This window comes from Paenibacillus lutrae, from assembly GCF_009757775.1.
Lineage (GTDB): Bacteria > Bacillota > Bacilli > Paenibacillales > NBRC-103111 > Paenibacillus_F > Paenibacillus_F lutrae.
Window position 1 is genome coordinate 162,666 of the sequence record NZ_RHLK01000004.1, and the last position, 18,525, is coordinate 181,190.

Below are 18,525 nucleotides of genomic sequence, written 5' to 3' on the forward strand. Positions count from 1 at the left end.
CTTAAGGACCCACCTTCCCCATCAGATAAACGACCGTAAAGATAAATACCCATACGACGTCGATAAAGTGCCAGTACAAGCTGGCAACATAGAACTTAGGCGCCGTTACAACAGTCAGACCTTTACGTGTACCCTGGATAATCAGAAGAGTGATCCAGAGAATACCGAATGCTACGTGGCCCCCGTGGAAGCCGACAAGCGTATAGAAAGAAGTTGAGAATGCATTGGTCGTAAAGCCGTGACCTTCATGCACGTATTCATAGAATTCATAAATCTCGAGACCCAAGAATCCAAGTCCCAAAGCGACTGTAACGCCCAGCCAGATCAGCATCATCTTAAGATCATGACGGTGCATAGCCATCATAGCGAACACACTCGTCAAGCTGCTTGTCAACAAGATCATGGTTGCCCAAGCTACTGTTGACAGTTTAAACAATTCCTGTGGAGTCGGGCCATCCGGAATTTGGTTCCGAAGGGCAATATAAGCGGCAAACAAGGTGCCGAACAATACCATTTCCCCGCCAAGGAAAAGCCAGAATCCAAGGACTTTATTCTTGCCTTCGAGGGTTGCCTTCTCAGGCTCAAGGGGCAGAGTGTCCGCTTCGTGCGTATGCGCGCTCATCGTTTAACCCCCTTGTCTTCGTTAAGCTCCTCCGGTTCAATGTGCCAGCCATGATCGTCATAGATGGAACGAAGAGCCATACAAATCAGTGTAATACCGATACCGATAATGGATACCACATAGGTGTGATACATGAAACCGAATGCGGCTATGAACAATCCAAGGGACATAACCAGCGGCAGGATAGAAGGTGACGGCATATGAATCGAACCGACAGGTTCCGCCGGCGTCATCTCTTTGTTGCCCGCCATTTTTTCTTTCCATAGTGCATCCAGACCGCGTACAAGCGGGGTCTGCTTGAAGTTATACTCAGGAGCCGGGGACGGAATTGTCCACTCGAGCGTACGGCCATCCCAAGGATCGTTAGGAGCGTCGATCGGCTTTCTGTTCGTCGCAATGATGTTAATGATGAAGGCAATGGTACCGACACCCATCAGAATTGCGCCAACCGTACTGACAAGGTTACCTGCGGTCAGACCCGGATCGTAAGTGAATACGCGGCGAGGCATACCCATCAGACCAAGGAAATGTTGAGGGAAGAATGTCAGGTGGAACCCGATGAAGAAGGTCCAGAAATGTATTTTACCCAGTGTTTCGTTCAGCATACGGCCGAACATCTTAGGCCACCAGTAGTAAGAACCGGCGAACAAGCCAAGAATCAGACCGCCTACGATTACGTAGTGAAAGTGAGCGACAACGAAATACGTATCGTGGTACTGGAAGTCAGCAGCCGGAACGGAAAGCATAACGCCTGTAACCCCGCCCATTACGAACGTAGGGATAAACGATGTTGCAAAAAGGTTCGATGTATTAAAGCGGATTTGTCCGCCCCATAAGGTGAAAATCCAGTTGAAAATTTTGATACCTGTCGGTACGGCAATGGCCATTGTTGCAATCGAGAAAATCGAGTTGGCAACAGGCCCCAGCCCAGCCGTGAACATATGGTGGACCCAAACCATGAAGCCCAGGAATCCGATCAGAGCCGTTGCAAATACCATGGAGCTGTAACCGAACAGTCGCTTGCTTGAGAACGTACTGACGATTTCAGAGATGATACCGAAAGCAGGAAGAATCAGAATGTATACTTCGGGGTGCCCGAAGATCCAGAATAAATGCTCCCATAGAATCGTACTGCCGCCGCGAACCGGATCAAAGAAAGCACCGTCAAATATGCGGTCGAACATTAACGCGACCAAGCCCACCGTAATGGCCGGGAAAGCGAACAAAATCAGTGCGGACGTGATCAGGGATGCCCATGTAAACATCGGCATACGCATGTAAGTCATGCCTGGCGCACGCATGTTAATGATCGTTACGAGGAAGTTGATACCCCCGATCAGAGTACCGAGACCGGCAATCTGCAATCCGAGCACATAGAAGTCAACGCCTGTTACATTACCCCCAACCGTTACAGCTAACGCTGAGTCGGTTGTAATGGTCGACAGTGGCGTATACGCTGTCCAGCCCGCGTTCGCACCGCCTCCCAGAAACCAGGAAAGGTTAAGGAGTACGCCTCCGAAGAAGAAAAGCCAGAACCCGAGTGAGTTCAAGAACGGGAAGGCAACGTCGCGAGCCCCGATTTGTAAAGGGATAAGCGCGTTCATAAATCCGAAAATCATCGGCATCGCCGCGAGGAAGATCATCGTCGTTCCGTGCATCGTAGTCAGCTGATTGAACGTATCTCCGATGAAAAGCTTCAAATCTGGATTCATCAGCTGAATCCGGATCAAAATTGCTTCTAGACCACCGATCAGGAAGAAGAGTCCGCCGGCGAGATAATACAGAATGCCGATCTTCTTATGATCCACGGTGGTAAGCCAATCCATCAAACCCGTATAGCGTTTGACTTGATGGTGCGCATGCGCATTTGCGTGAGCGTGTGCTTGTGCCAACGTATTAACCTCCTTTTTGCTAAGTCCTACTTCAAGCTGTTCATATACTTAATAATTTCATCAATCTGCTTATCTTCCAGAGGAACGATAGGCATCAAGGTTCCTGGCTTTTCAGCTTGCGGGTTCTTGATCCAGTCTTTGAGTTTCTGATCGTTATGCTCCAGAACGCCAGCAAGCATTTCACGATCCGCGTATCCGTTCAAGTTAGGTCCGAAGCCAAGTCCTTGAGCATCAACAGCGTGGCACTGCAGGCACTTCTGTTTGAACAGTTCTTCGCCCTGCTTCGCATCAGCTGCAATGACAGCCGGAGTCTTCATATTCTGGGTCCAAGCGTCAAAATCGGCTTGTTCAAGCGATTTTACCTTGAAGTCCATCAAAGTATGAGACGAACCGCAAAGCTCTGCGCACTTGCCTTTAAATACATCCACTTCATCTGCTTGCAAATAGTAGATGTTCGTCATACCGGTATTCGTATCGAGCTTACCGCCCAGGGACGGAACCCAGAAGGAGTGAGTAACGTCGGCAGAAGTCAGCTCCAGCGCAATCGTTTTACCTTTTGGAATGACTAGATCCTGTGCAGTCGAAATGCCCAGTTCCGGATATTCAAACTGCCACCAGAATTGGTGAGCGGTTACTTTTACATGGATAGCATCCTTGTTCTGCACATGGTTCGTGGAGTGTTTAAACGTATAATACACCGTTGGAACAGCTAGCACGATAAGCAGCAGGATTGGAATGACCGTCCATACAATCTCCAGTACGTGGTTTCCTTCTACTTGTTTGGGAACACCTTCTTGCCCCTTCCGTTTACGGAAACGGATGATTACGAACAAATACAGCGCAAATACCACTACTACAACCAATAGCATAATGGCGAGCGAGATTTTCATTAAGAATAACTGCTCTTCTGCCACCGGGCCTCTTGGCCGCAAAGCGGATAGCGTCGGGTCTCCACAACCCGCAAGGAGGAACGTCATCACCGCAAATAGGGGGACCAGACGCCAATTCTTTTTCCATCGACTCATTGCTTATCAACCCCACTTTTGTAAACCAATATTTTTACCACGAACGACAGGCCTATGTCAATCAACCTTATCACTTAATTAACTATAATTAGGTAAAACTTTTTTGTCAATTCTTCTACAGAAGTTCACAAATTGTTCTAAAAGCCGTCAAATTTTCAGATGTCCCCCTGGTTTTTTTTATTGGAGGCGTGATTTTTTAACTTTAATATGCTTCACATTGCCAAGTATAATTCATCCGGGCCCGCCTCATCCTAAATTACAACACATCTGTCCGAGGGGGTATCGAAATCGTTATGACTACACTTCGCCGCTCTATTCCGCTTCTGTCTGCCTGCGCGCTTATTCTGTTCACTTCCGGATGTACCAACACATATCCCAAAGAAACCAATTACGGTCTGGTCCAGCAGAGGAAGGAAAGCCTGAATCAATCCAGAGCCTATCAAACGGAACAACAGGCCAAATCAATCATCCATAATAACCGTACAATGGCCTACGATCATAACCTTTCCACCCAAATAGCCGCGATGCACGGAGTGATGGGCGCTATTGTCATGCGTACGGAAAACAACGCTTATGTAGCCGTTATGCTGGACCGATCCGCCGCCGGCACTAAATCCGGTGGAAACGAGCGTTTTACCCGAGGACCTCTTGATCCTAAAAATAACATGCCGCAACCCTATTACCAGAATCTATACACGAATGAACTGGCAACAGACTTTCTTGGCTACGACACTGTAAAGGATCACCGGAACTTATCCCACATCTTTAAACAGCGCATTGCAGAGAAAATACGGGCCGCCGATCCTCAGGTCCACGACGTTTACATTTCGGCCAACCGGAATTTCATTAACCAGTTAAACTCTTATAAGCTGTATTCAACCGCAGGCGCATCTTTGCAGCCCTATATCGGCGAATTTAATAAAGGTGTCACTCAAATCTTCGGCACGGAGAAACTTCCTTAATTATGTGAATTATGTGCCCCGTAAAAATACCATCACTCATCAGCTTGCCCAAAATCACCAATCCGAATCCTTCTTTCCATTCTCTGCTGCTGCATAAATCGTGCCCCGATGCTTAAAAAGCATAATTATGCGGTGAAAGTCCGACTATGTGCAGCAATCGCTTTCCATGGTGCGGCCATTAGGGTAGAATGGGAAGCATCCCTAATCCGAAGGAGTTATCACTTCTATGTCTTTTCCTTTTGTTAATCTTGGCGTCAGCCCCGAGCTAGCCAAACTGCTGACCAGACACGGCATCAATGAGCCGACACCCGTTCAGCAGCTTGCGCTCCCTATCGTGTTTGGCGGCCGTGATGTAATAGCCCAAGCCCAGACCGGCACGGGCAAAACCCTTGCTTTCCTGCTGCCAATGCTGGAGCGTACAGATACTTCCCGTTCTGAGGTTCAAGGACTGATCCTTACCCCTACGCGGGAATTAGCCATTCAGATCGCAGCGGAGGCGGCTAAGCTTGCCCCGTACATGGGCATTAACGTTCTTGCCGCTTACGGCGGACAGGATGTGGAGAAGCAGCTCCGTAAGCTGACATCCAATGGCGGCGCGCATATTATCGTTGCCACACCAGGAAGATTACTCGACCACCTGCGCAGAGAATCGTTTAACCTGTACAAGCTGTCCATGCTGGTACTGGATGAAGCGGATCAGATGCTTCATATGGGCTTCCTGAATGAAGTGGAAGAAATTATTGCCCAGACGCCGCAGCATCTCCGTCAAACGATGCTGTTCTCGGCTACGATGCCGGATCCTATCCGTAATCTGGCTCAGCGCTACATGAGAAACCCGGAAGAAGTCCGGGTGAAAGCACCGCAGGTTACGTTGACGGAAATCGACCAGACTGTCGTGCGCACTACCGATCGCGGCAAGCTGGATACGTTGTGCAAAGCAATCGACACATCTCAGCCGTACCTTGCCATGATTTTTTGCCGCACCAAACGCAGAGCGGCAGCTTTGAACGCTGAGCTGCAGGAACGCGGGTATAAGTCGGACGAGCTGCACGGCGATCTGTCCCAGTCTAAGCGTGAGCAGGTCATGAAGCGTTTCCGGGATGCAAGCATCCAGCTGCTGGTTGCTACGGATGTAGCGGCCCGCGGGATTGACGTCGAAGGCGTGACTCACGTCTTCAACTACGATGTTCCGCAGGATGCACAGAGCTACATCCACCGCATCGGGCGGACGGGACGCGCCGGTCAGACCGGGGTCGCAATTACGTTCGCTACCCAGCGCGATCAAGTCTACGTCGATCAGATCGAGCAGGGCATCCGCCAACAGCTGCGCAGACAAGACGCGACCCGCGGTGAGCGCGAAGACGCAGGCGGTGACCGTCCCCAGCGCAGCAGCCGCGACTCGCGCGGCGGCCAAGGCGGAGCAGGCCGGCCGGGCAAGACCAAATATACCGGGCAGGGCGGCGCCCGCCGGGCCGCGGCCCGTTCTGAGGGCCGCTGGGAGCACCGTTCCGCTGACGACAAGCGCAGCGGAAGCAGTTCCCGCGGCGGAAGCCGCGGAGGCGCTGCACGCGGCAGCGATACCCGCAGCAGCGACCCGCGCGGCTCACGCGGTGCCGGAGGCTGGAGCGAGCGCGGCGGCAGTGCCGGTACGCGCGGCGCAGACGCTCCGCGCGGCGGTGCAGACCGCGGCGACAGCTGGAGCAGCGAGAGCCGTGACAGCGGACGCAAGCCGGCAGGACGCAGCGCTGGCGGACGGCGCGGCGGCAGCGGCGATGGTGCCGCTTATGGCGGCGGACGCCCGTCTGAGCGCGGTGCTGCGCGCAGTACCGGCGGACGCAGCTCCAATCCCCGCGGTGGCACATCGCGAAACGAGGGATTCCGCGATACGGATTTCCGCAGCAGCCGCGAAGGTGCCGGCGGAAGAGCCGGCACTGATTTCCGAGCTGGCCGCGACAGCAACAGCAGCGAGCGCGGTGAACGCGGCAATGTTCCGCGCGGCGGAGCACGCGATGTCAGCAGCGGTCCTTTCGGCGAAGCCGGCTGGGGCCTCAGTGCAGCACAGCGCGAAGCTTCCCAGCGCACCCCCAAAGGGCAGGGCGGTTCCGGAGCACGTGGAGGCTCGCGCGGCACAGGCGGCCCCAAAGGTTCCCGGGGCGGCGGTTCCGGCTCGCGCGGACCATCGGCACGCGGGGGCGGCCCACGCGGAAATTCTCCGCGGGGCGGCGGCTTCAAACGCGGCAGATAAGCCCGCTGTTTGAAAGCATACCTGCCTGCCAGGCGATCTCACATCACAACTATAATGAAGCCCAGCTAAATTCAGCAGGGTTCTCATGCTTTGGCAGGCGCTAATATAAAGAACCGGAAGCTTAACGGCTTCCGGTTCTTTTTTTCTTTTTCAAAAGAGGCTGCAAATAAATGATTCTGAGGAACAAAACTTCCCCATTCCCCTTCTGTTCATTGTAGAATAGACTATATTCCTCTATTTCTCTAATGCTGCTTATCCCTTCTTATGCACATGCCCTTTTGCTCGATATCCGAACGACAGGAGGCTTTAGTATGTATGAATTGAAGGAACAGGACAAAATATTTGTGTTCACAGGCCCTCATGGCGCCGGCCGCAAAACTGTCGCAGAGATGGCTGGTTCTACTCTCGGCATTAAACAGGTCATTTCCTATACAACGCGCCCCCAAAAGCCGACTGAAGTCGACGGGCAGGACTATCATTTTATAACGAAGGAACAATTCTTAAAAGATAAGGATGACGGAAATTTCCTTGAGGTTACCGATATTGACACCCACTTATACGGCATCCAGCATATGGACATTGAGATTATGCTCGGGAATGCCGGGGCGATTTATCTGATTCTCAACCGCTTCGGCGCCGAAGCACTCAAACGACTCTATGCGGACCACGTTGTCCGTATCTGTATTTATGCAGGTCCTGATGTGCTGGAGACACGGATGCTAAAGAATGGTCATACCGATGAGGAAATTAACCTGTATATGTCCCACTATCATGAAGAAATGCAATACTGCAATCTCTGTGAGCATTCGTTCGAGAATATTGATATCGCTCATACCGTATTCGATTTGACTAAAACCCTGGATACCTATCTCCACCGCAACCTTGTTGAATTAGATTAGATTGCGGGACTCGTCCCCGCTATACAACGATTGAACTTTGACTCCCCTTGCAGCCTGTTGCGAAGGGGGAGTTCTTTTCTGTCTATACATAGAATCCCCTACACCTTCCCTATTATATAGAAGAAAAATTTTTGGGAGGATAGGAATTTTCCATTCCGCGCCCGCTTTAGCGGCATTTTTCGCCATTGAGTCAGTGAAATTTCTTTTCCGGAAAATGTGGTATCATAATAGGAGTAAAGGAGGGTGTTTGGTGTGAAATTAACGTCGATTGAACCGACTCCAAGCCCGAATAGCATGAAACTGAATGTAGACAAGGCGCTGCCCAAAGGCCGCAGCCTGACTTTTACCCGTGATAAGCGTGAAGGCGCACCGGGTTATATGCAACAGCTGCTTGATATTCCTGGTGTGACCAGTGTTTTTCAGGTAGCCGATTTTATCGCGTTGGACCGTTCTCCCAAGGGAGATTGGAAGCAGATCCTTACCCAGGCGCGCGAGGTGCTTGGCAGCGGGGATTCTCAGGCATCCCTTCCCGGAGAAGACGAAGCAGGCTCAGGCTTCGGTGAAGTAAAGGTGCTGCTGCAGATGTTTCGCGGAATCCCGCTGCAAGTGCGTGTGAACGCGGCTGGCGAGGAGGCCCGCGCAGCTATGCCTGAACGCTTCTCGGAAGCGGCTATGAAAGCCACTGAGAGCTCCCCCCATCTGCTCAAAGAACGGAAGCTTCAGGAGCTGGATGTCCGCTACGGTGATCTGCAGGAAGTCCTGCAGGATGTTGTGCAGGAAATCGATGCTTCCTACGACGACCAGCGCTTAGGGCTTCTGGCTGAGCAAGCCGCTCAAGGCATATCGGATACAGCCGCGGCTCGGACTGCGCAGCAGCCCGCGGAACTGACCTATGACGAGATCGACCGGCTGCTGGAAGATCCCGACTGGAAGATAAGATATGCGGCGCTGCAAAGCATCAAGCCTGCCGTAGACACGCTTCCTCTGCTTGCCAAAGCGCTATTCGATGAGAAAACATCTGTCCGCCGTCTGGCCATTGTATTCCTGGGGGACATCAAAGAACCCGAAGCCCTTCCTTACCTGTTCCGGGCTATGGAAGACCGCACTCCGGCGGTTCGGCGGACGGCAGGAGACACCTTATCCGATCTCGGTGATCCTGCCGCTATCCCCGTCATGGTGACCGCCTTGAAGGACGCGAACAAAATCGTCCGCTGGCGCGCCGCCCGCTTCCTGTATGAAGCAGGTGACGAATCGGCATTGGAAGCACTGCGGGAGGCTGCAGATGATCCGGAATTCGAAATTTCCATGCAGGTGCAGATGGCTATCGCCCGTATAGAGGGCGGGCACGCTGCCGAAGGTTCCGTCTGGCAGCAAATGACACGCAGCCGGCAAGGCTCGGAATAACTTTGTTTCCGTCGCGCGCTCTGTGCAATTAAATAAACCCCTTTGAAATATCATTGTATAGAAGCAGCCGCTTCCGCCATGATATTTTCAAGGGGTATTTTTTTATTTTATTATGGCGCAGAGGTATCCTTGTATTGATTAAAATATCGGATACGCTTCTCGATAGTCGGATGGGTGCCCAGAAACAATTGCAGCAGACGAGGCTGTGTCACCGGGCTTAAGTTCGTTGCAGCCAGCTTCTGAAAGGCGCTTGCAGCTGCCGCCCCATCTCCTGTCAGCCGCATCGCGTATCGGTCGGCCCTGACCTCCATCAGGCGGGAAGCCGTATTGTTCAGAGGCGTCACAAGCAGCGTGAATAGCGAGACAACCGCGAGCAGCAGCGGCAGCGCAGCCAAGTCCCCTGGTCCGCTGAGCCCCCGTGAAGTCCCCCAATTCCGGATAAGCACCTCGTAGAAACGGCTTCCCGCCCAGACCAGTCCGAAACTTAGGAGCAGCCCGAATCCGCTCCCCCAGAAAATATGACGCTCTGCATAGTGGCCCATTTCGTGAGCCATAACAACGAGTATTTCGCGGGGTTCCAACTTCTCTAGTGTCGTATCCCACAGAACAACACGCGCATTCGAACCAATCCCGGAAACATAGGCATTTAGCTGATTGGTCCGCTCCGACATGTTCACTTCATAGATATTCTCCGAAGAAATTCCAGATTCCGCGGCTAACCGGAGCAGTTCTTTTTTGAGGGGTCCCTCACGCAGTGGAATGAACTCGTTATAAAGAGGTTCGATAATGACCGGTTGAATGAACTGGACAAACAGCAGCAGAGGTATGGATAACATCCATACCCACACCCACCAGCGGCGCGGGCTCCGGCGCATAATGGCAAGCAGCCCCAGGAACAAGAGACTCGAAGTTACCCATTCAATTCCCAGATTCTTGGCACGATCGGTAAGCCAGGTTCCGGTTGCTACATTCGACACTCCATAATGCCGTTCCACCAGCAGCATCAAATAATCAAACGGAAGCATGAGCGCATACACCAGCGATAGGAACAACAAGACAAACAATCCCAGCTGCAGCACGCGCCTTCTTGTCAAGCGTTCAACGGTCTTGCGAAAGCGGATCGAAATCCCCACGAGCAGAACCATAAGAATCAGCTGTAGAGGCGTTTCGATAAAGTATACAATCGATCGAACACGTGAAAGCGCCTCTGCGCGTTGAATCTGATCCGGGCTCATGAAAGTTTCCGGGTCCACGTTAGTCCCCAACATCTCAGGCGGCAGACTATATATATCCGCCCAGCCGAAATACATTAAAATCCCCGCTGCATACACGGCAAAACCGAGGATCAGCACGACCATCCAGCGCTTCATCGTCTCCCCCGCTCTCTCGAATTAATGGGCATCTCGGTGTCCTTACCTATCCGGCATTCTCCAAGATATATATGCACCACTGCCTTCAAAAAAGACGGTTTGTCCCGAAAAAGCACGTTGTACCCACTAAGGCGTGAGCGATTTCAACGTCTGCCCATGGACGAGCACCTCCAGCCGCTTCTCTTCCAAGCCCCGCCTCGCCCAATCCGCCTTCAAGCGGTCCAGCGCTTCTTGAGGCGTATCGTCCGCCAGGCGGAATGCGCCATAATGCATCGGCACGAAATAATCGGCGCCTACATCCAGGAAAGCCTGCACAGCCTCTTCCGGCGATACGTGCTGGGTAGACATGAACCATTCCGGCTCATAAGCGCCTATAGGCATGAGTGCACGGCCGATCTTAAACCGGTCCCCAATTTGCCCGAACCCTTCAAAATATCCGCTGTCGCCCGCAAAATACAGGCTGTCCGCATCGGCGCCCGGACGATCGGCCCGCTCTATAACCCAACCGCCCCAGTGGGATGTATTCGTATCCCACAAGGAGCGCCGTGTCCAGTGCTGCGCCGGAACAAAATGAAACAGCAAACCGCCCAGCATGCTGCTCTCCCACCATGACAGTTCCTCCATGTTATGAAATCCTTTGCGGCGGAGCATGCTGCCCAGCCCCTCCGGCACCAGCAGCTTCGGCGATCCCGGAAGTTGGCGGAGCGACCGGATATGGAGGTGATCGTAGTGCCCATGGGACAGAAGCACCACATCAACAGGAGGCAGATCCTCGATTGCCAGACCCGGCAGAGCAAGGCGGCGGTCCAGTCCCATCCGGTTCGCCCACACCGGGTCCGTGACGATATTAAGTCCTTCCTTTTGCAGCAGGAAGGTTGAATGCCCGATCCAGGTAATGGTGGTGTCATTCCGGTTGCCTTGCAAATATACGGGATCCCGCTGGGGACACAGCGCAATTTGAAAGGACATATCCTTGACCTTACCCCGGCGCTCCTTGCGCCACTTGCGCAAATCGGCAAACGTACTTAGTCCGGCCTCGGGGTTCAAATTCGTAAATCTTTTGGATTTCATGCCAACATCCAGCTCCCTCCGTACAGTTCAAGCCTAACCAGCCTGGTTCCTTTTATAATATCACGCCAGGAATGCACAAAAAAACCAAGCTCGACAACAGCCGGACGGTCACAGACCCCATGTGACTTACTCGCACGACTGTGCATTCTCCTGGGAGAATGCGTAGCTTGGTTTTCGGGATGTAAGACTAGATGACTAGTCCCCAAGTCCCTGTTATCCCTATCATAAACCAAAACGGTCCCGGAATCTATCTTTTTTTATCCTGGTCAGGAAGATTCCTCCTGATTATCCATTGGCGGTTCCTTTCTCCCCTATATAACGCCAGTATCTCTCCAACGTCCCTTCATGTTACCATATGATTAATGACAAGCCTTGCTTCACAAGGAAAGGAGCTTTACTATTCACATGAATTCAAAAGAGATGGAACAGCAAATTATCGAAAATTATCAGCGCGACGAACGGATGATGATTCTTATTTTTGCACAGTGGTGTATCAACCATGGATTAGATCCTGCAGAGTTATATGTGCGGGCCTACCCCCAGCAAAGCGGCAACACAGAGCTTCAACAGGCACTAGAGCTTACCGTGCCCAAGGAAGAGGCCGGAGACATTCCGGATGATACGTTGTTAGGCGTTTTGTCCATGTTCGGCAATGAGGATCTTGCTTTTATCGTAACCGAAGAAATCAGCCGCAGAAACCAATCGACGGGCTCACCCGACTCTGCGGAATAATTCGCCCCGGACCATGCTTCCACGCATGGTTTTTTTTAATGCCTTATTATACAGCGTGATTGTATGCAGAACCATTCTGAACTCATTCACTAGGTATTCTGAATATTTTTCATTATTTACCGCATAATCCCAGTCCGATTGGTTACATTACAAAGAGATACGAAAGGAGGGATTTCCATGCAACCTATTACAGCCAAAGAACTTGAGTATATCGCGGACTCGATGTCCAACGAAGATCTGCTTATCAAACAGTCCATCAACGCTTTAGTCAGCTCACAAAATCCGGCCATTCAGCAGTTCGCCCAGCATTCCGCGCAGCGTCATCAGCACCATTACAGCCAGCTGATGAATGCCCTCCACCAGCACATCAATTTAGCACCAACTCAGCCTCAACAACAACAACAACAGCATCAACAATAAGCAAAATTACATGGAACAAAGGAGGGATTTCTGTGCACCAGCAGAACCATCAACAACAACAACATCAACAACATCAGCATCAACAACATCAATATTCACCAAGCCAGCAGCAAAGCAGTTCCGTCCTTAAGGATCGGGACCTGCTCTTTACAATCTTATCCGACCTGAAGCGCGTTGTTAGAGAGTATGCAACTGCAGCTACGGAATCCAATTGTCCGTCCATCCGCCAATTGTTCAATCAGTTGACATTGGATTCTCTGCAACTGCAGGGCGAACTGTATACGTTCATGAAGCAGAATAACATGTATAACACACCCTCGCCGGCCCTTCGTCAAGAAATTGACAAGCATATTCAGTCCTCTCATAAATCCGAACAAAAGACCCAACAACTGGTCAGCCAATATGTTGCCGGCAGAAGCCAGGATGCTTTCCAGTATACGCAGCCTTCCACCAACTACACTCAACCATCAACAAACTATGCTCCAACCTTTTCCCAGTACATTCAGCCCGCTCAAAGCCAGCATTACTCCATCTAGCCGTCCGCAGCACATGGGGCTGTCCCAAAAGTCATTTCAAGAAAATTCAGTCCCACTTTTCACGCGATATTCGGTTACAAAAGAACCTTCAGATCCACTTTTATAGTGGTTTTGAAGGTTCTTTTGCATATATTACAGGATTGCCTCACTCAGGTTTACCCTTTTGAGACAGCCCCATTGCTCACGGGCTACTCCATTCCGCTTGCCCTTAGTTCCGTTTCTGTACGCAAATCCTTAGTCTGAACCGCATACCGCCAGTCGAAATACCCTAGATCGAGCGATCTTACCAAAATTTCAGCAGTCGCCATATTCGTAGCAACCGGTATGCTTTGCACATCACACAATCGAAGCAATGCCGTTATATCGGCCTGGTGTCCCAAAGAAGCGAGCGGATCTCGAAAAAAAATCAGAAGATCGACATCATTCTGGGCTACCATGGCTCCGATCTGCTGATCGCCCGGCCGCATCCTATTGATGGATAACCGGGTCACATCCGTCAACATGGTTGCAGTCGTTCCGGTGGCATACAGTTCATGTCGTTCGAATAATTCCCGGTAGGCTACTACGAAATCAATTAATTCCGCTGCTTTCACTTCATGAGCCACTAGCGCAATCTTCATCTTGATCCCTCCTATTATGTTATATTATATGACATTTTTTAAATGTAACGATCTAATGATATAGATTTCATTTGTATTATACGGTAGTTGATAACGAATTCTCAAGCACATAATGCATATATAAGTAATTTTATCTTACATTCAATGGTAACATACCATATTGAAGTAATATTTCCTTACATATATTTAAATCCAATTCTATTTCTATCTTGCCACCAATACTTAACTTGATGATTAATTCCGTCAGCTCCTAATGCAGCCACAAATTCTTTACATATTTACCGAAAAAAGAAGAAACTTCTTTTCATCACATGCGTACATATGGTAGGAGGATTTATCCCTCTCTTTCGCAGTTGGATTCGTAAAGTCAAGGAGGCTCTAGATTATGACCGCCCTATGGGGAACGATCACTCTTCTCGTATTCGGATTTTTAGTTGTAACCGTTTTCATAAAAAGTATACAAGGAGCCCGCGACCAGTATGGATCGGTCGGGTTCGATGACGATGACGAAGACGAGGACCTTTCGCCACAATTTCAATCCCAAGAATGGTTAGAAGAAGAAGGGGCTATCCAAGAATGGACAGAGCCCGAATTAGGCGCTGCGAGTCCAAAAAAAGAGTCATCCGAAGCCATCCCCATTCCTCCGGATAAACTAAGCGCAGAGTCCCAATTAAATGTAGAAGGAAGCTCCAATCCGGCAGAACTCCATAAACAGCAGAGCGGACCGCAGAGATAAACATAGTCGGAGGATGGACGAGTGAGATCTTCACATACCAATCACATACCATGATGGTACGGCCGTAACCTAGATCTGCCTCCATACATAGTACAAGCAAAAGCACTGCCTATTCCCTAACCGGGACAAGGCAGTGCTTTTTTAACACACGGTAACCGATAATCGCGGCTTCTTATCTTAAACTTCTCCCGCAAGGAATAATGCCGGGCATTTAAGTGTAGATCACGCTGCCTTCACGCCGGAACTCAGCGGCTTTATCTTCCATTCCCGCTTGGGCGGCTTCATCTTCATCAAGACCATTCACGCGCGCGTATTCGCGAATGTCCTGAGTAATGCGCATGGAGCAGAATTTAGGCCCGCACATGGAGCAGAAATGTGCGGTCTTGGCTCCCTCGGCAGGCAATGTTTCGTCGTGATATTCAATCGCCCGCTCGGGATCGAGAGACAGATTGAACTGGTCCCGCCAGCGGAATTCGAAGCGCGCCTTCGAGAGCGCATTGTCGCGATCCTGTGCCCCAGGATGGCCTTTGGCAAGATCGGCTGCATGAGCCGCGATTTTGTAAGCAATGACCCCTTCGCGGACATCGTTTTTGTTGGGCAGTCCGAGGTGCTCTTTGGGCGTCACATAGCACAGCATCGCAGTACCGAACGAACCGATCAAGGCTGCGCCGATGGCGGATGTAATATGATCGTAACCCGGGGCGATATCGGTGGTCAGTGGTCCAAGCGTATAGAACGGAGCCTCGTGACACACTTCCATCTGACGGTCCACATTTTCTTTGATGAGATGCAGCGGTACGTGTCCCGGTCCTTCAATAATGACCTGAACATCGTGCTCCCAGGCAATACGGGTCAGCTCACCCAGCGTATCAAGCTCGGCAAACTGCGCTTCATCGTTGGCATCGGCAATAGAGCCGGGACGTAAACCGTCGCCCAGCGAGAAAGAAATATCATAAGCTTTCATAATTTCACAGATTTCTTCAAAGTGCGTGTACAGAAAATTCTCTTGATGATGAGCCAGACACCATGCGGCAAGAATAGAGCCGCCTCTGGATACGATCCCCGTCGTCCTCTTGGCCGTCATCGGGATGTAGCGCAGCAGTACCCCTGCATGAATGGTAAAATAGTCGACTCCCTGCTCCGCCTGCTCGATCAGTGTGTCCCGGTAGATCTCCCAAGTAAGCTCCTCGGCCTTGCCGCCGACCTTCTCCAGCGCTTGATAGATCGGCACGGTTCCGATTGGCACAGGGGAGTTGCGTACGATCCATTCCCGTGTCGTATGAATGTTCTTCCCCGTGGATAAGTCCATGACCGTATCAGCTCCCCAGCGGGTCGCCCATGTCATTTTCTCCACCTCTTCCTCAATGGAAGAAGCGACTGCGGAGTTCCCGATGTTAGCGTTGACTTTTACCAGGAAATTACGCCCGATAATCATCGGCTCACTTTCAGGATGGTTGATATTGGAAGGAATAACCGCGCGGCCGCGCGCCACTTCATCCCGAACGAATTCCGGCGCAACATTCTCACGGATGGCGATATACTCCATCTCAGGCGTGACGATGCCTTGGCGTGCGTAATGCATTTGTGTAACATTACGGCCCGGCTTCGCACGAAGAGGTTTACGGTCCAGTCCAGGGAATATCTCCGCATTAGCCAAAGCCTCTTCCGCACGCAGACCGTTATCTTCCGGCTTGATCTGCCTGCCCTCATACATTTCGACATCTCCGCGTTCCATCACCCAGCCGTAGCGGTTGGCGGGAAGCCCCTTGCGAATGTCCGTTTGCTCACCGGTATCCGTATAAAGTCCACTCGTATCGTATACCCGCACCGGCGCGTTTTCTTCTTCTCCGAATCGCCCGCTTGTCGGGCTTAATCCGATTTCACGCATAGCTACCCGAATATCCGGACGCGATCCTTCCACATAGACTTTCCGGCTTCCTGGAAACGCGGATACGTGAGGCTCCTGAACATTTTTGGCGTTCGTCATTAAATTTCCTCCTCTAATTTGGATAGATGGACTGACCTATGCAAAGCCAGAACATCTCGTTCTATCAGCACCTGACGCTCATCCCGCAAATTCTCTATTTTTGTATACCTGTTGAAAAAGTTCTGCCGCGCGGACAGCATCCGGCGCCTGGCTGATCGCCGAAATAACGGCGACTCCGTCGGCCCCGGCCTCTAGAACGGCCCGCGCCCCTGCCGGCGTGATGCCGCCTATGCCGACGAGCGGCAGCGAGATGCCTGCTGAGCGCATCTCCGCTATTACCCCCGGGCCCTGCACCCGGCGGGCATCGGGCTTCGTCGCCGTGGCGTACATCGGTCCGACGCCGATATAATCGGCACCCTGACGGACCGCCTCCCGCGCCTCGGCAACATTGTGGGCGGATATCCCCAGAATCCGCCCGCGTGTAAGGCGGCGCAGCTCAGCGGCGGACTGCTGCGCCTGATCCTCTTGGCCGACGTGAAGACCGTCGGCCTCCAGCTCCAGTGCCAGGCGGATATCATCGTTCACGATGAACGGGATTCCCGCCCGGCGGCAGCACTCGCGGAGCTCGCGTCCGAGTTCCGTCCTGGCTATGCCCTCACGGGCATGCGGGCCTTTCTCCCGGTACTGGAACATCGTGATGCCTCCGCGGATCGCTTCATCCAGAACTGCCGCCGGGCAGCGGCCCCCGCAGTTAGGGCTGCCCATCACCAAATAGAGATGCAAAGCTGCGCGTAGCATACCTGTCCGGGCGAGGGCAGTCTCCGCTTCCGGATGATCCATCATAAGATAACAGCCTCCTTAGACGGGATTATCCGGTACAGATCTCCATAGGTGCGGTTGTAGCCCCAATGATTAGTCGGGCCGTGTCCGCTTCCAATCTCCAGAGGATCTGTCAGGGCAGATTGGATAAACCGTTTAGCCAGAAGCAGCGCTTCATCCAGGCGCATACCCCTTGCCAAACCTGCTGTCAGGGCAGCGGCAAAAGTGCAGCCCGTTCCATGTGTATGCCGGGTATCCACCCACGGAGCGGCAAACTCCGTAAACCCGCTGCCGTCATACAGCAGATCGATTGCCTGCGCCGTGTTCCCCGCATGGCCGCCTTTGAGAACAACGTGCCGGACGCCCCAGCTGTGAATGTGACGAGCCGCTTCCTTCCGCTCGCTCATCGTCGCAATGGTCCGGCCCGTCAGCGCCTCCGCCTCGGGTATATTCGGCGTGACCACAGAAGCAAGCGGAAGCAGCCGCGCCGTCAGAGCTTGAATGGCCTCCGTCTGCAGAAGCCGCGCGCCTCCTTTGGCGATCATTACCGGATCGACGACGAGATTCTGCCAGCCATAATGGGCTGCACGCTCAGCCACAGCTTCGATAATCTCTGCGCTGAACAGCATCCCGGTCTTAACCGCTGCGGGAAACAAATCCTCTGCCACCGCATCAATCTGTCCGGTAACACTCTCTGCCGGGATCGGATGAACCCCGTGGACACCTTTGGTATTCTGCGCTGTTACCGCCGTTAGGGCGCTCGTGCCGAATACCGCAAGCTCCTGAAAAGTCTTCAGGTCAGCCTGAATGCCGGCGCCTCCCCCGCTGTCTGAGCCTGCAATCGTCAGCGCGACTGGAATTCCCGGGCCGAGACTATCCGGCTGTGAAAGGCTTCTGTCCCTTTCACCTGCGACCGTTCCGCTGCTTCTCTGCATTTCCCTGCCTCCTTTTTATACCCGTGCCTGGTGCTTTCCTTGATGTTAGGTGCTGGCGCTTGGTCCTTGGTCCTTGGTTCTTGGTGTTTGATGTTTGGTGTTTGGTGTTTGGTGTTTGGTGTTTGGTGTTTGGTGTTTGGTGTTTGGTGTTTGGTGTTTGGTGTTTGGTTCTTGGTGTTTGGTTCTTGGTGTTTGGTTCTTGGTGTTTGGTTCTTGGTGTTTGGTTCTTGGTGTTTGGTTCTTGGTGTTTGGTTCTTGGTGTTTGGTTCTTGGTGTTTGGTTCTTGGTGTTTGGTTCTTGGTGTTTGGTT

At 52.0% G+C, this 18,525-nt stretch carries 17 protein-coding genes; 8 read left to right on the forward strand and 9 right to left on the reverse strand.

Annotation, left to right across the window (positions count from 1 at the left end; genetic code table 11):
- Nucleotide 1: 1 nt before the first annotated feature.
- From EDM21_RS10035 to coxB, 3 genes are all read right to left on the reverse strand, one after another.
- Nucleotides 2-622: a cytochrome (ubi)quinol oxidase subunit III gene (locus EDM21_RS10035; protein ID WP_157335195.1), complete on the reverse strand. Its 621-nt coding sequence runs from the start codon at nt 620-622 to the stop codon at nt 2-4.
- Nucleotides 619-2,448, reverse strand: coding sequence for a cytochrome c oxidase subunit I (ctaD, locus tag EDM21_RS10040; protein ID WP_157335361.1), 1,830 nt, complete (start codon nt 2,446-2,448; stop codon nt 619-621). Before ctaD ends, EDM21_RS10035 begins: the two co-directional genes overlap by 4 nt.
- Nucleotides 2,449-2,540: 92 nt before the next feature.
- A complete protein-coding gene (gene coxB / locus EDM21_RS10045) occupies nt 2,541-3,539 on the reverse strand; it encodes a cytochrome c oxidase subunit II (RefSeq protein ID WP_157335197.1) in 999 nt (332 codons plus the stop codon).
- 293 nt (nt 3,540-3,832) lie between these two features.
- Between coxB and EDM21_RS10050 the strand changes: the two genes are divergently transcribed.
- From EDM21_RS10050 to EDM21_RS10065, 4 genes are all read left to right on the forward strand, one after another.
- On the forward strand, nt 3,833-4,501 hold the full coding sequence (locus tag EDM21_RS10050; protein ID WP_157335199.1) for a hypothetical protein: 669 nt from the start codon (nt 3,833-3,835) through the stop codon (nt 4,499-4,501).
- A gap of 226 nt (nt 4,502-4,727) precedes the next feature.
- Entirely contained in the window at nt 4,728-6,746 is a 2,019-nt protein-coding gene (locus EDM21_RS10055; protein WP_157335201.1) for a DEAD/DEAH box helicase, read from the forward strand.
- A gap of 311 nt (nt 6,747-7,057) precedes the next feature.
- Nucleotides 7,058-7,645 carry a guanylate kinase gene (locus tag EDM21_RS10060; protein ID WP_157335203.1) on the forward strand — a complete coding sequence of 196 codons (588 nt, stop codon included), beginning with the start codon at nt 7,058-7,060 and terminating at the stop codon, nt 7,643-7,645.
- 252 nt (nt 7,646-7,897) lie between these two features.
- Nucleotides 7,898-9,049, forward strand: coding sequence for a virulence factor (locus tag EDM21_RS10065; protein WP_166541930.1), 1,152 nt, complete (start codon nt 7,898-7,900; stop codon nt 9,047-9,049).
- 110 nt (nt 9,050-9,159) lie between these two features.
- Here the strand turns inward: EDM21_RS10065 and EDM21_RS10070 are convergent, their stop codons facing one another.
- Nucleotides 9,160-10,419, reverse strand: a complete 1,260-nt coding sequence (locus EDM21_RS10070; RefSeq protein WP_157335206.1) for a M48 family metallopeptidase — start codon at nt 10,417-10,419, stop codon at nt 9,160-9,162.
- Nucleotides 10,420-10,545: 126 nt separating this feature from the next.
- The gene (locus EDM21_RS10075) at nt 10,546-11,490 is read right to left on the reverse strand and encodes an MBL fold metallo-hydrolase (protein WP_157335208.1); all 945 of its coding nucleotides are present in this window, start codon (nt 11,488-11,490) and stop codon (nt 10,546-10,548) included.
- A gap of 405 nt (nt 11,491-11,895) precedes the next feature.
- Here EDM21_RS10075 and EDM21_RS10080 point away from each other — a divergent pair, with 405 nt between their 5' ends.
- The 3 genes from EDM21_RS10080 (at nt 11,896) to EDM21_RS10090 (ending at nt 13,178) form a co-directional block, all read left to right on the forward strand.
- Nucleotides 11,896-12,222 (forward strand): hypothetical protein, encoded by a 327-nt coding sequence (locus tag EDM21_RS10080; RefSeq protein WP_157335209.1) that lies wholly within the window; start codon nt 11,896-11,898, stop codon nt 12,220-12,222.
- A 177-nt stretch (nt 12,223-12,399) separates the two neighbouring features.
- The gene (locus EDM21_RS10085; protein ID WP_157335210.1) at nt 12,400-12,642 is read left to right on the forward strand and encodes a hypothetical protein; all 243 of its coding nucleotides are present in this window, start codon (nt 12,400-12,402) and stop codon (nt 12,640-12,642) included.
- 32 nt (nt 12,643-12,674) lie between these two features.
- Nucleotides 12,675-13,178, forward strand: coding sequence for a spore coat protein (locus EDM21_RS10090; protein WP_338043962.1), 504 nt, complete (start codon nt 12,675-12,677; stop codon nt 13,176-13,178).
- Nucleotides 13,179-13,366: 188 nt separating this feature from the next.
- On the opposite strand, the gene EDM21_RS10095 is transcribed toward EDM21_RS10090, so the two are convergent.
- Nucleotides 13,367-13,798 (reverse strand): methylglyoxal synthase, encoded by a 432-nt coding sequence (locus tag EDM21_RS10095; protein WP_157335211.1) that lies wholly within the window; start codon nt 13,796-13,798, stop codon nt 13,367-13,369.
- A 385-nt stretch (nt 13,799-14,183) separates the two neighbouring features.
- Here EDM21_RS10095 and EDM21_RS10100 point away from each other — a divergent pair, with 385 nt between their 5' ends.
- Nucleotides 14,184-14,534 carry a hypothetical protein gene (locus EDM21_RS10100; RefSeq protein WP_157335212.1) on the forward strand — a complete coding sequence of 117 codons (351 nt, stop codon included), beginning with the start codon at nt 14,184-14,186 and terminating at the stop codon, nt 14,532-14,534.
- A gap of 211 nt (nt 14,535-14,745) precedes the next feature.
- Here EDM21_RS10100 and thiC read toward each other — a convergent pair whose 3' ends face one another.
- From thiC to thiD, 3 genes are all read right to left on the reverse strand, one after another.
- A complete protein-coding gene (gene thiC / locus EDM21_RS10105) occupies nt 14,746-16,521 on the reverse strand; it encodes a phosphomethylpyrimidine synthase ThiC (protein ID WP_157335213.1) in 1,776 nt (591 codons plus the stop codon).
- 78 nt (nt 16,522-16,599) lie between these two features.
- Nucleotides 16,600-17,304 (reverse strand): thiamine phosphate synthase, encoded by a 705-nt coding sequence (gene thiE, locus EDM21_RS10110; protein WP_235918129.1) that lies wholly within the window; start codon nt 17,302-17,304, stop codon nt 16,600-16,602.
- Complete coding sequence (gene thiD, locus EDM21_RS10115) at nt 17,301-18,215, reverse strand: bifunctional hydroxymethylpyrimidine kinase/phosphomethylpyrimidine kinase (RefSeq protein WP_157335214.1); 915 nt, start codon at nt 18,213-18,215, stop codon at nt 17,301-17,303. Before thiD ends, thiE begins: the two co-directional genes overlap by 4 nt.
- Between the last annotated feature and the right edge of the window lie 310 nt (nt 18,216-18,525).

Bases quoted from the DNA above. Each gene is read 5' to 3' on its own strand.
- EDM21_RS10080 (WP_157335209.1), top strand. From the start codon at position 11,896: ATGAATTCAAAAGAGATGGAACAGCAAATTATCGAAAATTATCAGCGC.
- EDM21_RS10070 (WP_157335206.1), bottom strand. From the start codon at position 10,419: ATGAAGCGCTGGATGGTCGTGCTGATCCTCGGTTTTGCCGTGTATGCA.
- ctaD (WP_157335361.1), bottom strand. From the start codon at position 2,448: ATGGATTGGCTTACCACCGTGGATCATAAGAAGATCGGCATTCTGTAT.
- EDM21_RS10060 (WP_157335203.1), top strand. From the start codon at position 7,058: ATGTATGAATTGAAGGAACAGGACAAAATATTTGTGTTCACAGGCCCT.
- EDM21_RS10100 (WP_157335212.1), top strand. From the start codon at position 14,184: ATGACCGCCCTATGGGGAACGATCACTCTTCTCGTATTCGGATTTTTA.
- EDM21_RS10095 (WP_157335211.1), bottom strand. From the start codon at position 13,798: ATGAAGATTGCGCTAGTGGCTCATGAAGTGAAAGCAGCGGAATTAATT.
- thiE (WP_235918129.1), bottom strand. From the start codon at position 17,304: ATGATGGATCATCCGGAAGCGGAGACTGCCCTCGCCCGGACAGGTATG.
- coxB (WP_157335197.1), bottom strand. From the start codon at position 3,539: ATGAGTCGATGGAAAAAGAATTGGCGTCTGGTCCCCCTATTTGCGGTG.
- EDM21_RS10035 (WP_157335195.1), bottom strand. From the start codon at position 622: ATGAGCGCGCATACGCACGAAGCGGACACTCTGCCCCTTGAGCCTGAG.
- EDM21_RS10055 (WP_157335201.1), top strand. From the start codon at position 4,728: ATGTCTTTTCCTTTTGTTAATCTTGGCGTCAGCCCCGAGCTAGCCAAA.
- EDM21_RS10050 (WP_157335199.1), top strand. From the start codon at position 3,833: ATGACTACACTTCGCCGCTCTATTCCGCTTCTGTCTGCCTGCGCGCTT.
- thiC (WP_157335213.1), bottom strand. From the start codon at position 16,521: ATGACGAACGCCAAAAATGTTCAGGAGCCTCACGTATCCGCGTTTCCA.
- EDM21_RS10085 (WP_157335210.1), top strand. From the start codon at position 12,400: ATGCAACCTATTACAGCCAAAGAACTTGAGTATATCGCGGACTCGATG.
- EDM21_RS10075 (WP_157335208.1), bottom strand. From the start codon at position 11,490: ATGAAATCCAAAAGATTTACGAATTTGAACCCCGAGGCCGGACTAAGT.
- thiD (WP_157335214.1), bottom strand. From the start codon at position 18,215: ATGCAGAGAAGCAGCGGAACGGTCGCAGGTGAAAGGGACAGAAGCCTT.